Here is a 16,803-nt window from a genome sequence, read left to right as displayed (position 1 = left end):
GTAATTATGATGAAAAACATATTCAATCAAGTTGATGATTCACTTTACTCTAATGCGATGACATTTTTACGTCAGCCTTTGGGGCAAAATCCAATTGAGTCATCAGCAGACATCGTGGTATTAGGTTTGCCATTTGATATGGCTACAACTGGGCGCTCAGGCGCCCGAATGGGACCTACAGCTATTAGGCAAGCGTCAGTGAATTTAGCGTGGGAAGGCAAGCGATTTCCGTGGCATTTTAACTTATTAAAGCACTGTAAAATAATAGATGCTGGTGACTTGGTTTTTTCACCGGGCGATGCCGCACACTTTTGTCAACAGGTTGAAACAGCGGTTGACCAAATACTTTCGTCAGGTAAAACCGTTTTATCCTTGGGTGGTGATCATTTTGTTACCTTACCAATACTGCGCGCTCATGCGAAAAAGTTTGGCACAATGGCACTGATTCACTTCGATGCCCATACCGATACGTACAACAACGGCAGTTGTTATGACCACGGCACTATGTTTTATCATGCGCCGAAAGAAAATCTTATTGACAAAGATAAGTCTATTCAAGTGGGTATTCGTACGAATTACCAAGAGAAAGATCATGGCTTTTCTGTTATCAACGCCATGCAAGCCAATGATATGAGTGTTAATGAGATCAGCACATTAATTAAACACAGCGTCGGCGATATGCCAGTTTACTTAACCTTTGATATTGATTGCTTAGACCCTGCCTTTGCGCCGGGGACAGGCACTCCGGTATGTGGCGGTTTATCTACAGATAAGGTACTAAAGATTTTACGCGCTTTAGCAGGCATTAATATCGTTGGCATGGATGTAGTTGAAGTAGCACCGGCGTACGACAATAGTGAAGTTACCGCCTTAGCAGCTGCGACTATTGCTTTAGAACTAGCACACCTGTGGACTGTGAAACATAAGCTGACCTAAACTACTCAAATCTCCATTTTAGTGTTCGTAAGTTATCGTAAATAACTTACGAACTTGCTACTTATCCCACTGTGATGCAATTTAACTTTCAAGTCAGACACGATCATGTGTTAGTAAAGCTGAACTTAAATTAATTGAACGACTAGCACCAAAGTTAAAAAGCTAAGTTATAGATCATGCCAAAGTCCTCATATTCTGCGCTGCCCGTTATCAATAAATATCAATAAAAGTATACAATCTGCATAGGCAGCGCGCTTGTAATCTAGGAGCAGCTCCTGAGGGAGCTCACAGATTTATGTCGCGTTACTTACTTTTATTATTTTCTTGATTACTAGTTAATTGTGCTAATTCAATTAATTGAATAACTTGCATCGCAGCAGTACCTGCCAATTGAGCACCACCGATATCTGCACGGAATTCTCTTTTTCGAGAAAACCAAGCAAAAATCGTACTGGCAAACACACCCAAGAGCATTTCTAAAACAAACAATGCCCCTGTAGATTGTGAGTTACTGTTATGGTGAGGTAACAAAGGATTACTGATCCTATGATATGGTTTAGTAATAAAAAGCAATCCGCATGATAGGCAGTAATACCCAATACCTAATATTAATATAACATTCGAAATTTTTATTTTATTGAGTGGTTTGAACTTTGAAAACGCCTTGTTCAAATGCAGCAGTAGTCAGTGCAATTATTTTTTCTTCGGTTAAATTTAACCGATTTTTTTTACTAAAACCAAAAAATGATATAAAACGCTTATAATGACTTCGTTTTATAGTTGTCGTTTGTAAACGCTCTCTTGCTAATTCATCTAACAATAAATCAGCGACAAATATTGATGTGATAATGACATCAATACGATCTTTTAATAATAGTTGAATACCAATATTAACACTCTGAATTGATATTTTTTCTAATGATGTATCATTATCAAATTTTTCAAAATAGGTCGTGCCACGAGGTACGCCAATGATTTTTCCTTGAAGATCACTATAGTGATAAATTGCATTTTTTTTTGATGAAATAAATACATGATCATCTTCTAGTTTATAAGGCGCGTAAAAAGCAAATTCATCTCTTTCTTTATTTTGATTTAACCCCACAACTACATCGACTTGTCCAAGTTTTAGCATTATCACACAACGTGAAAAATTTGGTGCTTCGATAAAGTGAAGTTGCTTTTTTAATATTTTAGCTAACTGATTAAGTGCTGTGATGTGCGAGCCATAAGGAACTTCTCCAAAGACTTGGTAAGGAGGGTAATCGTCAATACAAGCAATAATTTTCTCGTTGCCAGCATGAGAAGTGGGCATATTGAACAATATTAAAAATATTACGATTAGAATCTTCAACACTACTTCTATTTTATCAAATATATCCTCAATAAATATTAGACTAAAGAACCCTAAAATAATAGCCCCTTTTATCTCGCTGTTAAAAGGGTGCAGCGTCCTGAAAATATCCCAGTAGCCATAGGCTTAATACCATAAAAATCAATTAATGAAACGGTTGCTTTCGTATCACAATGACCAAGAATATTTAAAAATAGACTTTGACTAAAAAGTAAATAGTCCTTCACGTTGCCATTGCATATGCAAAGCCAATGTATATTTAGCTAAGTTATAGCAGGCAAAATCAGCTTTGTCGGATTTGAATTCAAATAGCTCAATCTTGGCTTATCCGCAGCTTTTTTGAGTGTTATTAAATCGACTACGTTTGCCTTTTAATAAAACTAATAACATCAATTTATAAACTGATTTTCACGAACTCATTACATAAAGGAGCTGAGACACATTGTTTCATAGCTTCATGTAATGAGTTTGCTTCAGTAATAGCTATCCTCAGAAGGTGATTGATTATCTGGTACTCATGAGCGTTACCTTGATATTTTGCTTCTGCAAACAACAAGACCACATACTTAATGAGGCTAGTTTAAGCCCTCTAACTTTGTCATAGCTCTTTATAAAAAGAACATCTATTTAGATTTTGTTCCAATTCAATGAATTAATTGTACTTATTTACTATAGTAGACATTAACTTTTGTTAATTAAGTGCAGCTATGAAAATTTTCTTAAAATCCGTCGCAATAATTATATTTATCATTGTTTTATTAATTGTGGTTGCAACGCAATTAATATCGACTGAGGATATATTTAATCAAGTAAGTACTAAAGTAGAGCAATCGACAGGTAGAACGTTAACGGTTAATGGCGAACAAAGTCTAAGTGTATTCCCTTCGTTGTCATTAGCGCTCAACGACGTGCATTTTTCTAATGTTGAAGGCGGCTCTAAACCAGATATGGCAAGTATTAGCGAATTACTGATCCATATCCCTTGGTTTTCAGTATTCTCTGGTGAGTTAGCCATTGAAAAGTTTATTCTTAACAATCCAAATATTCTGCTAGAAAAAAATATCGATGGTACGGTCAACTGGCAGTTCTCACCTTTGGCTGGCACAGAAAAAACAACTGAAAAGTCGCCAACTAATGATGACAAAATTACTTTACCTGAAGCTTTTGATATCAGTCTTGGTCAAGTAGAAATTAATGGTGGCAAGCTCACTTTTATCAATCACCAAAGTAAAGAAACTAAAGTAATTGATCAGTTAAATTTAGCGGTAAAACTTCCTTCTTTACGACAACCACTTAATCTGTCAGGCAGTGTCCGATATATGGCGCAAGTACTTGAAATTAAATCAAGTATTACCACTCCAGCAAAAGCTATTAATAACCAACCATTTTCAGTCGAATTAGACTTAACATCTGCGTTAGTTAAGTTAAATTATCAAGGTAAAGTAGTACAACAAGGCAAAGAACTAAGTGGTGAATTATCGGTTTCAGGAGACTCTGTTAAACAGTTATTAGACTGGCAGAACATCGCATTAGTGGCGAAAGATGAAGCTTTTAATAAATTTTCATTTAGTACTAATATGCGCTTTGCTAACGATAAACTCAACCTTGATCAATTAACGGTTAACTTAGACGCATTGAAGTTTAAAGGCTCAACAGCCATTACCTTATCTACGCCACTGAAAATCACCAGTAATATCGATTTAGGCATACTCGACCTTAACCCTTATTTACCTGAGCCAAGCTTAGAAGAAACACCGCCGGACGATACGGCTAGTCAACCTATTATCTGGGATGATACTGCGCTTGATTTATCAGCTCTGGCTTCATTAAATGCCGACATATTAATCAAATCGACTCAGCTATTAGTACGAGATATTAAACTGGGTAAAAATGAGATAGCAGTGGCCTTAAATAAAGGTATTGCTGATGTGCAATTGAAAAGCTTTCAGGGTTATGAAGGTAGTGGAAGTGGCGCGATTAAGGTTAATGCCAATAAAAAACCTTACCAAATAACCACTAAATTTGATTTAGCCAATATTAATGCAGAGCCGTTACTTAACGATGCAGTTGGCTTTGATAAATTATTGGGCAAAGGACAATTAACATGGGATCTATCAACCAAAGGCATTAGCCAACGTGACTTCATAAAGCAACTTAATGGTCACATTGACATTAACTTTATTGATGGTGCTGTTAAAGGCGTAAATTTAGCTGCTATTGCCAAGAGCGCCAGCAGTATTATGCAAGGTAACTTATCTGCGGTCAGTTTGGATAGTGACTTTAGCAACGCTGATAAAACAGATTTTGCTGCCTTAACCGGTAAATTCAAGCTTAATAATGGTGTGGCTAATACTGATAATTTATCTTTGAATAACCCTTTTATCAGAATATCGGGTACCGGTGATATAAATTTGCCTGAAACCAAAGTTAACCTGCAAATAAAATCAAAAATAGTGGCGTCAACTCAAGGGCAAGCTGCAGAAATTAGTGACTCTGGTGTTGTGATCCCGATAAAAATTACGGGGCCATTTCATAACATTAAAATACGCCCCGATGTTAGTTCAGGAACCAAAGATAAAGTAAAAGATAAAGTAAAAGACAAAGTAAAAGATAAGCTCAAAGACAAGCTAAAAGGACTTTTGGGCTAAATAGCTATCTTGTCAGAAACTAATCATCAATGTTGGTGGCTTAACTTGGAAAAAACAATTATGAAAAACACTAAAAAACACGCTAAAATTTCTGTTATTACCCTGTGTTCAATATTGCTCCTTTCACCCGCTATTGCTCAAGATAGCTGGTGGGACAAGGCGAAAAAATTGCTCTCCGGTGAGGATAATGTTACTCAGCTAGTGCTAAGTGACGAGCAAATAGCTAAAGCGCTTAAACAAGCACTGTCTGTTGGTTCAGAATCAGTAATAAAAACCTTACAACAAAGTGGTGCATTTGCTGATAATCCAAACTTGCATATCGATTTACCACCAGCATTGGCCAGTGCTGGGAAAATATTAGATAAAATAGGCATGGGACAATGGACGGATGAACTTGAAGCTAAGTTGAACGAGGCGGCAGAAAAAGCGATACCTGCAGCAGGCCCTATTATATCAAACGCAATAAACAACTTAACACTGGTCGATATTCAAACAATCTATAACGGTGAAAGCGATGCAGCAACACAATATTTTAAAGCACAAATGTCAGGTCCAATCGCACAAGCAATGGATCCCATCATAAAACAAAGCTTAGCTGATGTAGGCGCATTAACCTTATACGACAAAATAATATCAGAATATCAATCGTTGCCATTTGTTCCTGATATAAGTAGTGATTTAATTGAATTAGTTAAAACCCAAGCGTTGTCAGGCATATTTGAATATTTAGCCAAAGAAGAAGCGGCTATTCGTGAGAATCCAGAAAAACGAACTACTGAACTACTCAAGAAAGTATTTTCTAAATAACTGCGTCAAGGTAAGTATGTTTGGAAATTTAAGTGACAGCAATAAATTAAAATAAACAGCTTACTTCATACTCTGAATAGTTTACTTACTATTGAATGGTATTTTTTAGGTGAAAAATGTTTTCAATTCAGGAATACAAGAACCGCAGTTAGTACCACATTGCAATTTCTCACCTAAGCTTGCTACAGATTTACATTGCCCTGATTTAAGCGCTTGTTTTATGGTTTTTTCACCAACTTGAAAACACGAACAAATCATATCACCCACGTCACCTTTACCATCACTATCTATACCTGACATTAATTTGAAACGGGTTTTTATAGTATGTGTTTTATTTAATTGATCTTCAATAAAGCGGCTATTAAATTTCAGGGTTAAATCGGTGCTTGCAGCAAAAAAACAATGTAACTTGTTATCAATAAAACCCGCAATACGTAATACATTTTGTTGAGCATCTTTTAATACTATCCAATCATCAATTTGTGGATATATATTGGCTAAAATAGTTTCATCATCGCCTAATTCTTGCTGATCAGATAATAAATATTTGTGACCTTGCTTAAGCTGAATTTTACTCCAGTAAGTTGTTGAGCAATTAACTGCTTGTGAAGAAATTAAGTAACCCGACCATACTGAATTGAACGACTTAATGTTAACGGGGCTGTGCTTAAATTCCGGCTGCCCGCAAAGAGAGTCGGTTATTGGGTTAACCAGTGCCGATGCACGGGCAGAAGCTGAAAAGTTATCGTTCCAATGGATAGGTACAAAAATTTCGCCGGTCCGTTGTTCGTTAGTAATGTTCACTCGACCAATATATTCAGCGCCCAAATTTGAAAGTACGGCGAGTTGTTTGTCAGCTAATTGAAAACGTTGGGCGTCATCAGGATTTACTGCAATGTATGGCTCGTCAGAATGAGTCATTAACTTAGCGACACGGCCCGTTCTCGTCATAGTATGCCATTGATCACGAATTCTACCCGAGTTCATGACCACTTGGGTTTTATCAGGTAATATTTTTGGTAACTGTGCAATAATCGGAATGAAATTCGCTTTTTGGTTTTTTGTAGCAAAAACACCATCAGTGAAAATACGCTTTAATCCGTTTGGATTCTCCGTATTAATTGGCCATTTAGTGGGTATAAAGTTTTCGTAATTTTTTTGTGAAATATTGGCTAAGGCTGAAATATCAAATATACGATAAATATCATTTTTATCTCTTTTTTCAGCAAGAGGATGACTGTTTTCGAAGCCTGACAATGCCGCATGCTCTCTAAATATGTCAACAGGGTGCTGATAATTAAAGGCATCTTTGAAACCTAACTTGTGTGCAACATCTGTAATTATTTGCCAATCATTTTTTGCTTCACCAGGGGCTTTTATCATACTTTGATGCACAGATATTGTTCTATCTGAATTAGTGACAGAACCTTGCTTTTCGCCCCACGTACTTGCGGGTAATACGACATCAGCATAATTTATCGTATCCGTATTTTCATAACATTCACTCACCACAACCATTGGGCATTTTTCTAAAGCTCGTTTAACAAGGTTAGCATTTGGCATACTTACCACAGGATTAGTTGCCATGATCCAAATGGCTTTAATTTTTCCTGAATCTACCGCGTCAAACATATCAACCGCTTTTAAGCCTTGCTTAGTAGCAATGTTGGGGGCTTGCCAAAAGCGTTGAACTAATGCTATTTCATTTGAGTTTTCAAAATGTAAATGCGCAGCAAGTTGAGTTGATAAACCGCCAACTTCACGGCCTCCCATAGCATTCGGTTGTCCGGTAATTGAAAAGGCACCTGCGCCCTCTCGCCCTATTTTTCCTGTCGCTAAATGACAGTTAATAATAGCATTACCTTTATCTACACCGGTTGATGACTGATTGATACCTTGCGAGAAAAAAGTCACCACGTTGTCAGTTTCAGCAAAAATTTGGTAGCTCTCAAGTAATAATGAAAGCTCAATGTCACAAGCGGTTGCAACGGCTGAAATATCAGAAAATTGGCTTTGTGCCGTTTGTAATGTTTGTTCGAAGCCATGGCAATGTTTTGCGATGTAATCTTTATCTAATTTACCTTGTTCGGCTAAATACATTAATAAGCCGTTATAAAAATAGGCATCGCTGCCGGGTTTTATCGCTAAATGTAAATCAGCATCTTTGGCTGAAGCGGTTCTGCGTGGGTCAATAACCACTATTTTACGAGTTGGGTTTTCTTCTCGCGCTTTAATCATGCGCTGATAAACAATAGGATGTGCATAAGCGGGGTTAGCTCCGATAATAAAAACAGCATTGGCTGAGTCTAAATCGTCATAACAGCCTGCAACTACATCTTCGCCAAAAGCACGTTTGTGAGCAGTACTTGCTGAAGCCATACATAAGCGAGAATTGGTATCGACGTTACCTGAACCAATAAAGCCTTTCATTAACTTATTGGCGACATAATAATCTTCAGTAAGTAACTGGCCGGATAAATAAAAGGCGACAGAGTCAGGGCCATATTTCGCTATTGTTTCTTGAAAGTGTTTAGCAACCGTTGATGTTGCTTCATCCCAACTCACATTTTCACCCTGAATACGAGGACTTAAAATTCGATTCTGCAAACCTTGTGTTTCATGAAGTGAAGACCCTTTTACACATAAACGTCCTAAGTTAGCTGGGTGTTCTGCATTACCTTTTACGGCAATGACTTTATTGTTTTCGACAGTAGCTTCAATACCGCAGCCAACGCCACAATATGGGCAATTTGTTTTACTGATTGTTTGACCAGTTATTGAAGTTGGAGATTGTTTATCGGTAAAAATAATGTCGTTCATGAATTTCTCAAACGTTAACTAACGATAGTTAATATTAACTTTCATTAGGAAAGTGCTAGTTGATAAAATTTTAAATTAAGCTATTTAATGAATGAAAAAGTCGAGTTTAGCCTTCTTCGAGCTGAACGAAGGCAAAGTCAACGCTAAGCAATACTGACTTTTTGTTCATCTTCTATAGTTGTTACAAATTCATCGCCAATCAGTAGTTCTGGCATCATAGTATTCACGATTATTTGTTGCTGCATTAACTCGAAGTAAGCCATGCCTGAGCTAACATCACCAAATAGAACAATACCGCTTATTTTGCCGTTTTTAACGATGATCTTACGGTAAATAAGTGCTTTGTTATCCAATAAGGTAAAACATTGGCTCCCCTCTGACACTTCAACATCGCCAGCTGAAAAGAGCTGTACGCCTGAAACTTTCAATTTGGTTGGTACGGGTGCGTTTTGAAATGGCTTTTGGACGTTGTTGCATAAACGTTCAGCAAGCGTAATACATTGTGCCCAAATAGGGTCAACCAAACCAAAGGTAGCGTGATTATGTTCACAACACTCACCTAAAGCGCTAATTGCGGCATCACTCGTTTGCATATAATTGTTGACTAAAATCGCACGGTTAAAGTCAATGTTAGCGGTTTCAGCTAATTCTTTATTCGGCGTAATACCCGTTGCGATAACGGCAATTTGTGCGCTAATAAACTCACCGCTAGTTAACCTAACACCTGATAGTATTTCTGAGCTATCTTCTGATGTTATTTCGGCGTTAGTCGCAATTATGCTTTCAAAAGCAGCCACTTCATGGCCTAAAGCAAACTTAATATTTTTTTGTTCCATGATACTTTGCAGCATAAAGCCTGCAACTTTATCTAACTGCCGGTTAAGCAGCCATTTATTACGGTGAACTAACGTAACTTCCACACCACTAAGCGCTAAACCGTAAGCCGCCTCTAGCCCGAGTAAACCACCACCAATCACAATGGCTTGTTTTGAGTTTGAACCGGCTTGTTTAGCAAAGGCTTGAATTTTTTCTGTGTCTGAAATATTGCGAAAATTGAATATACCTGCAATATTTTGATTTTTAGCGGGTATTTTAGCGGTACGTGATCCCGTAGCTATGATGAGTTCGTCGTAATGAATCTGCACATCTGAGGCTAATGTCACGACCTTAGTTTTGTTGTCTATATAAGTAACTTCACTGCCACTTAAGAGATTAATATTATGCTGTTTGTACCATGCAGGTGGTTTTTGCATAATGCTATCGATTGTGGCATCACCTGCTAAAACGGCAGATAACATAATACGATTGTAACTACCAAAGTGTTCTTTACCGATCACGGTAATTTGATATTTATTGGGTGTGCGTTTAATTATTTCATCTAATAACCGACCTGTCGCCATACCGTTACCAATGATCACCAAAGATGGTTTGATCTGAGTAATCGATTCACATTGCTGATTTTTTAACATATCAGCTCTTGGGTTTGCGGTATTGGCCATTGTACTGCTCACGTTTGTGGAAGTTATGCTGTTTGTGAATGTGAGAATGTTATCCACATCGCTACTTAACTTTATCTATACAGCAAAATGCAGATAATGTGCCATGTACTTTTGGATATTTTATTTAGTTTTACTTCATTGTATTAAAAGGATTTAATGTAAAAATATAATAAAAAAATGATAAATGACGCTTATTTTATTGAGATTTTTGCACTCTTCTGGTGCTTGGTTGCAGTGTTATATTCAAAAGCGGTGTTTGTATCATTAGTTTTTAATTTACTAGTGAGCATAAATTTCCACCTCCCCTCTTCTCCCTAATTTATTTATTTCATCTAGTCTTTGCCGAGTGTATTAATTTATCCGTTACGACTAACTTTTGCTTAAATGATGCTGTTTTAAATAGTGCTGTGACTATTTATTATTTTTTATGCACTCAATGTGTGCGTAATCGTTATTGTATTGTGCATAAAAAACAAATCACAGTTATCTTCCCGCATAAAAAACAGGCTAAAACCAATTAAATCATAAAGATAGAGGATTAGCATGCGAATGGCATTACATTTGCAGTTCACTGTTCAATAAAGTTATTCGTACTACTACTTTAATAGAAAACTCATTTTTATTATTAACAGCCAAGAAAAATGTCATCCGTTAATAAAGAAACCAAATTTTAATTTTTAGGAGTTGTCGCATGAGCGGTCAAGATAGTCTCAATATATTTTCATTCAAAGGTAAGATGAAAACCTTACATATGAGTTGGATAGCGTTTTTCATTACTTTTGCTGTTTGGTTTAACTTTGCCCCTTTAGTGTCAGTAATTGCTGACTCACTAGGGTTAACGAATGCTGAAATAAAAACATTAATGCTATTAAATGTAGCGTTAACCATTCCGGCACGTGTTGTCATTGGTATGCTTACCGATAAATACGGCCCTCGCTTAACCTTCACCGTATTACTGGCGGTATGCAGCATTCCTTGTTTTATGTTTGCTTTTGCAACTAGCTTTGAACAAGCGGCATTATCTCGCTTCTTACTAGGCTTTATCGGTGCTGGTTTTGTTATCGGTATTCGTATGGTGTCTGAATGGTTCCCTGCTAACGAATTAGGAACGGCTGAAGGTATTTATGGTGGTTGGGGTAATTTTGGATCAGCTGCTGCTGCCATGACTTTACCGACCCTTGCGTTAGCTTTTGGTGGCGAAGACGGTTGGAGATACGCGGTTGCCTTTACAGGTGCATTAAGCTTAATTTTCAGTATTATCTGGTATAAAAACGTAACAGATACGCCTAAAGGTTCAACCTACTTTAAACCTAAACAAACAGGCGCTATGGAAGTTACTTCAACAGGCGATTTCTTTCTGTTATTAGTTATGAAGCTTCCTATGTATGGTGCTTTAGCTTTACTTGCTTGGAAATTATCACCTGCTGGCGTAAGCTTATTAACAGCACAAAGTGCCATTATTGCTTACCTTAGTTTAGTGGTTTTATTTGCTATAGAAGTAAAACAAACCATTAAAGTAAACGGTCATTTATTTTCAAAGCCAGTTGAAGAAATTCATCGTTATAAATTCAGACAAGTAGCGGTTTTAAACATTCTTTATTTTGCGACTTTTGGTTCAGAGTTAGCAGTTGTGTCAATGTTACCGTTATTTTTCGCTGAAACCTTCGAATTAAGTATGGTTTACGCTGCCATGTTAGCGTCGACTTATGCCTTTATGAACCTAATGTCTCGTCCTGGTGGCGGTTGGTTATCAGACAAGTATGGTCGTAAGAAGACGTTATTAATTTTAACCGCCGGTTTAGCAGTTGGTTATTTCGCCATGTCTGAAATCACGGGTGAATGGCCTTTAGCATTAGCGGTAGTCACGGCAATGGCTTGTTCATTCTTCGTGCAAGCGGGTGAAGGTGCCGTATTTGCTGCGGTACCATTAATTAAACGTCGTTTAACTGGTCAAATTGCTGGTATGACTGGCGCTTACGGTAACGTCGGCGCAGTAGTTTACTTAACGGTATTAACCATGGTTGATTATTCAACCTTCTTTATGGTGATAGCAGGCACTGCTGTGATAGGATTTGCTACATTACTCTTTATGGAAGAGCCAAAAGGTTCTATTACCGAAGTACGTGAAGATGGCACTGTAGAATTAATTAATGTGGGTCATTAGTAAAACATGATCAGTAAAACCCAAACATGCCATAGCACGGCTGCAGATTTGCAATTGTGCATTGGCGGTTTTTCTTCTAAAGGTTTGAAAGCCGAAAACCAAGACGCTTTCGCTGCTATTGTACCTGAAAATCATGAATTACGTGCTAAAGGTGCGGTTGCGGCCATTGCTGATGGACTCTCTAGCGCGAATAAAGCTGCTGAGGCTTCGCAACTTGCGGTAACTCAATTTATTCAAGAGTATCTCGCGACCCCTGAAACATGGTCAACACAAAAATCTGCGGCAAAAGTATTAACCAGCTTAAATAACTGGTTATATTCACAAAGCGGGTTTGTTGAAGGCTTAGCAGATGAAAATTCTCCACAATGGCTAACGACTTTTTCAGCGTTTATTGCCAAATCAACCACGGGTTATATCTTTCATGTTGGTGACACCCGAATAACAAAATATCGTCATCATCAGTTGGAAGTCATTACACGTGATCATAATCGTAAGCAAATGGGGCAACAGGCTTTATTAACGCGCGCTTTAGGTGCCGACAATCGTTTAGAAGTTGATGTGCATCAAATTGGTTTACAGTCGAGTGATTTATACATGCTAAGCTGCGATGGAATTCATGACTATATAACAAAACCTATTTTTAAAGCGCTCTTTGATACATTACCGTTATCGCCAGAAAAGTCTGATTTAGAAGCTCTTTCTAAAAAAATTGTTGAAACTGCACTTGAGCGCGGTAGTAATGACAATGTTACCTGTTTATTAGTCTATGTTAAGGCAGTACCTAACCGTAAACTAGCCGAAATTCAACGTGACCTCTGTGAAAAGACGATCCCTCCGGCTTTAAAAGTTGGCCAGAAATTGGATGGCTACATAGTTAAAAAAGTGATCCACGCTAGCATTCGCTCACATTTGTATCTTGTAGTCGATGTTGAAACAGATAAACCTTATGTTTTAAAAGCGCCGTCACTGAATTTTTCAGACGATGCCATTTATTTGCAAGGTTTCATGCGTGAAGCTTGGGTGGGCGAACGCATTAAGCATGGTAACGTAATGCGTGTTCTATCTGGCAGAAAAAACAGTCAGTTTTTATATCATGTCTGTGAATACCTTGAAGGGCAAACCTTAGGTGAATGGTTACATGACAACCCTAAACCAAGCGTTGCACAAGTACGCGATATAGTGAAACAAGTTATCAGCGCATTACGAGCGTTTCAACGATTAGATTTAGTACATCGCGACTTAAAACCAGACAACATAATGATCGATCAATATAGCCACATTAAATTGATTGATTATGGCACTGTATTTGTTGCGTCACTTGATGAAAATCAAGAAACAATTAAAGCAGAAGTGCCATTCGGATCGTTAAACTATATTGCACCTGAAACCTTACTGCACATGAAAGCAGATAATCAAAGCGACCTATTCTCATTGGGCGTTATTTGTTATGAAATGCTTTCAGGCGAATTGCCTTACAAACCAATGCAAAGGGCTGAAGTAACCATTAAAGATTATAAAGACATGCAATATCGCAGTATTAAACAGTTTCGACCTGAGTTACCGTTATGGTTAGATTTAAGCTTAAAAACAGCAACAGAGGCCGATCCAAAGCTACGCTATAAAGCATTTTCAGAATTCTTTTCTGATTTAAGCAACCCAAGACTTAACGCAGTTGAAGAATATAAAAATCAGCCTTTATTACAACGTAACCCCATTTTGTTTTGGCAATCATTATCAGCGCTATTGTTTATTGGGTTAATTGTAGCTTTGATCAACTAACCCAGCGCACGGTAACTTATCTCTTTATTACTCATACTTATAGCGCACACCCTTGGTGCGGTAACTTCTTCACAATAGTGCAAAACCTCTATCCCATTAATAATGAAAACCCTATTCCTTTGAATTTAATAACAAAAAACATCTGGTTCGTTTATTGCAATCACTAAGTCATTATCTAGTTCCGCTAATAAAGCACTAATTTAAAGCAATAGGATTGTAAAATATGAACACACAACCTCGAAAAATCGTCGTCGTTGGTAATGGTATGGTTGGCCATCACTTTGTTGATGAAATGGCTAAACATGAAGGCTATGAAATTACAGTATTATCAGCTGAAGATCGTTTAGCTTATGACCGTGTTCACTTATCAGAGTATTTTTCTGGAAAAACTGCTGAAGATTTAGCAATGACTTCGCCAGCATATTACAACGACATTGGTGTTAAGTTTTTTACCAACGCAAAAGTAACTCACATTGATAAAGCTGCGAAAGAGGTAACCACAGAAACGGGTGAAACTTACGCATACGACAAGCTTGTTATGGCTACAGGTTCGTATCCATTTGTTCCCCCTATACCAGGAAAAGAACGTGATCATTGTTTGGTTTACCGTACGATTCAAGATTTAGACGACATTCAAGCGTCAGCTAAAGCCGGCAAAGTTGGTGTAGTTGTTGGCGGTGGTTTATTAGGGCTAGAAGCCGCTAACGCACTTAAAGAATTAGGCTTAGAAACACACGTGGTTGAATTTGCTCCACAACTGATGGGTGTTCAATTAGACAAAGACGGCGGTGCTTTGCTTCGTTCAATGATTGAAGGCATTGGCGTTCAAGTGCATACCCAAAAAGCAACTAGCGAGATTGTCGACGGCGAAGAGTGTGTTCACCGGATGAATTTTGCTGATGGCACGCATTTAGAAACTGATGTTATTTTATTTTCTGCGGGTATTCGCCCATACGACAACTTAGCACGAGAGTTTGACTTAGCCGTTGGCGAACGCGGCGGTATTGTGGTTGATAACCACTGTAAAACCTCTGACGACAGTATTTACGCTATTGGTGAATGTGCTTTATGGAATAACTTCATCTTCGGTTTAGTTGCTCCAGGTTACACCATGGCTAAAGTTACTGCCGATAACATTATTGGCGGTGTGCAACAATTCACCGGTGCTGATATGAGCACTAAGTTGAAGTTAATGGGCATGGACGTAGGTTCAATTGGCGATGCCCATGCGCGAACCGAAGGTTGCAAAAGTTATGTTTACTCAAACCAACCTGATCAAATTTATAAAAAAATTGTCGTTAGCCCAGACGGTAAAGAATTAATAGGTGCGGTGTTAGTCGGTGATACCAGCGAATACGATTCATTATTACAATACGCCTTAAATGGTATTGAATTACCCACAAATCCTGACGGTTTAATTTTACCAAGTTCAGGTGAAAAACCTACATTAGGCGTAGATGCCTTACCTGATACAGCCACCATTTGTTCATGTTTAAACGTGACCAAAGGCGACATTATTGCGGCGATAGATTGTGGTGCAATTGATGTTGGTCAAGTTAAGTCTTCAACTAAAGCCGCTACTGGTTGCGGTGGTTGTACTGCCTTATTAAAGAAAGTTACTGATCACGAACTAGAAAAACGTGGTGTTGAAATTAGTACTGATCTTTGTGAACATTTTGCTTACAGCCGTGTTGAGTTATTTCACATTGTACAAGCCGAGCAAATTAAAACCTTTGACGTGTTAGTAGAAAAGCACGGTTCAGGTTTAGGCTGTGAAATTTGTAAACCTGCAGCAGCGTCTATTCTTGCTTCTGTATGGAACGATTATATATTAAAACCAGACCATGTATCACTTCAAGACACCAACGATGTCTTCCTAGGTAATATGCAAAAAGATGGCACTTATTCTGTTGTTCCTCGCATGCCTGGCGGCGAAGTAACACCGGATAAATTAATTGTTATTGGCGAAGTCGCGAAAGAATACAACCTTTACACTAAAGTAACTGGCGGCCAACGTATCGATTTATTCGGTGCACGTGTTGACCAATTACCCGCTATATGGAAACGCTTAATTGATGCAGGTATGGAAACAGGCCACGCATACGGTAAGTCATTACGTACCGTTAAATCTTGTGTTGGCAGTACTTGGTGCAGATACGGTCAGCAAGACAGCATGGCAATGGCCATTTTCTTAGAAGATCGCTACAAAGGTTTACGTTCCCCTCATAAAATTAAGTTTGCGGTCTCAGGTTGTACTCGCGAGTGTGCTGAAGCGCAAAGTAAAGATATTGGAGTCATCGCCACTGAAAATGGTTGGAACTTATACGTTAGTGGTAATGGCGGCATGAAGCCTCGCCATGGTGATTTATTCGCTACTGACTTAGATGATGAAACCTTAGTTCAATATATTGATCGTTACTTAATGTTCTACGTACGTACAGCAGATCGTTTAACGCGTACTTCTGTCTGGTTAGAGAACCTAGAAGGCGGTTTAGCTTATATGGAAAAAATAGTTAAAGACGATCATTTAGGTATCAATGCTGAATTAGAAAAACAAATGCAAAATGTGGTTGATACCTATCAATGTGAGTGGAAAACAACTATTGAAAGTACAGAGCAATTAAAGCGTTTCCGTCAATTTGTAAACTCTGACACAGTTGATGGCAACATCGAATTCGTTACTGAGCGTGATCAAATTCGTCCAGCGCAGGGTGAAGAGAAAAAATACGGCGTTCAAATTCAAGCTGTTGATGTAACACCTGCATAAGTAACGTTTACGAATAAGGAAGGAAAGTA

10 protein-coding genes are annotated in these 16,803 nt (G+C 38.0%); 6 read left to right on the top strand and 4 right to left on the bottom strand.

Annotated elements, in window-relative coordinates; translation table 11 throughout:
• Window positions 1-9 precede the first annotated feature (9 nt).
• A complete protein-coding gene (gene speB / locus H4J38_RS05760; protein WP_182130809.1) occupies window positions 10-936 on the top strand; it encodes an agmatinase in 927 nt (308 codons plus the stop codon).
• Between the two features lie 303 nt (window positions 937-1,239).
• Here the strand turns inward: speB and H4J38_RS17145 are convergent, their stop codons facing one another.
• Window positions 1,240-1,467 (bottom strand): M48 family metalloprotease, encoded by a 228-nt coding sequence (locus H4J38_RS17145; RefSeq protein WP_259365410.1) that lies wholly within the window; start codon window positions 1,465-1,467, stop codon window positions 1,240-1,242.
• Between the two features lie 103 nt (window positions 1,468-1,570).
• Complete coding sequence (locus H4J38_RS05750) at window positions 1,571-2,293, bottom strand: ABC transporter substrate-binding protein (protein ID WP_220465452.1); 723 nt, start codon at window positions 2,291-2,293, stop codon at window positions 1,571-1,573.
• Window positions 2,294-2,997: 704 nt separating this feature from the next.
• Between H4J38_RS05750 and H4J38_RS05745 the strand changes: the two genes are divergently transcribed.
• Entirely contained in the window at window positions 2,998-4,938 is a 1,941-nt protein-coding gene (locus H4J38_RS05745; RefSeq protein ID WP_182130424.1) for an AsmA family protein, read from the top strand.
• 60 nt (window positions 4,939-4,998) lie between these two features.
• A complete protein-coding gene (locus H4J38_RS05740; protein WP_182130422.1) occupies window positions 4,999-5,745 on the top strand; it encodes a DUF4197 domain-containing protein in 747 nt (248 codons plus the stop codon).
• A gap of 105 nt (window positions 5,746-5,850) precedes the next feature.
• Here H4J38_RS05740 and H4J38_RS05735 read toward each other — a convergent pair whose 3' ends face one another.
• Window positions 5,851-8,565, bottom strand: coding sequence for a nitrate reductase (locus H4J38_RS05735; RefSeq protein WP_182130420.1), 2,715 nt, complete (start codon window positions 8,563-8,565; stop codon window positions 5,851-5,853).
• 143 nt (window positions 8,566-8,708) lie between these two features.
• Window positions 8,709-10,064, bottom strand: coding sequence for an NAD(P)/FAD-dependent oxidoreductase (locus H4J38_RS05730; protein WP_182130418.1), 1,356 nt, complete (start codon window positions 10,062-10,064; stop codon window positions 8,709-8,711).
• Between the two features lie 691 nt (window positions 10,065-10,755).
• Here H4J38_RS05730 and H4J38_RS05725 point away from each other — a divergent pair.
• The 3 genes from H4J38_RS05725 to nirB all read left to right on the top strand — a co-directional run bounded on the left by H4J38_RS05725 (window position 10,756) and on the right by nirB (window position 16,774).
• Window positions 10,756-12,228, top strand: a complete 1,473-nt coding sequence (locus tag H4J38_RS05725) for a NarK family nitrate/nitrite MFS transporter (RefSeq protein WP_182130417.1) — start codon at window positions 10,756-10,758, stop codon at window positions 12,226-12,228.
• Between the two features lie 6 nt (window positions 12,229-12,234).
• Window positions 12,235-14,007 (top strand): bifunctional protein-serine/threonine kinase/phosphatase, encoded by a 1,773-nt coding sequence (locus H4J38_RS05720; protein ID WP_182130415.1) that lies wholly within the window; start codon window positions 12,235-12,237, stop codon window positions 14,005-14,007.
• A gap of 223 nt (window positions 14,008-14,230) precedes the next feature.
• Entirely contained in the window at window positions 14,231-16,774 is a 2,544-nt protein-coding gene (gene nirB / locus H4J38_RS05715; RefSeq protein WP_182130413.1) for a nitrite reductase large subunit NirB, read from the top strand.
• The last annotated feature ends 29 nt before the right edge of the window (window positions 16,775-16,803 follow it).

This window comes from Colwellia sp. BRX10-3, assembly GCF_014077505.1.
Taxonomy (GTDB): domain Bacteria; phylum Pseudomonadota; class Gammaproteobacteria; order Enterobacterales; family Alteromonadaceae; genus Cognaticolwellia.
Note: the sequence above shows the minus strand (reverse complement) of the source record. Positions and strands in the feature narration are given on the sequence as shown.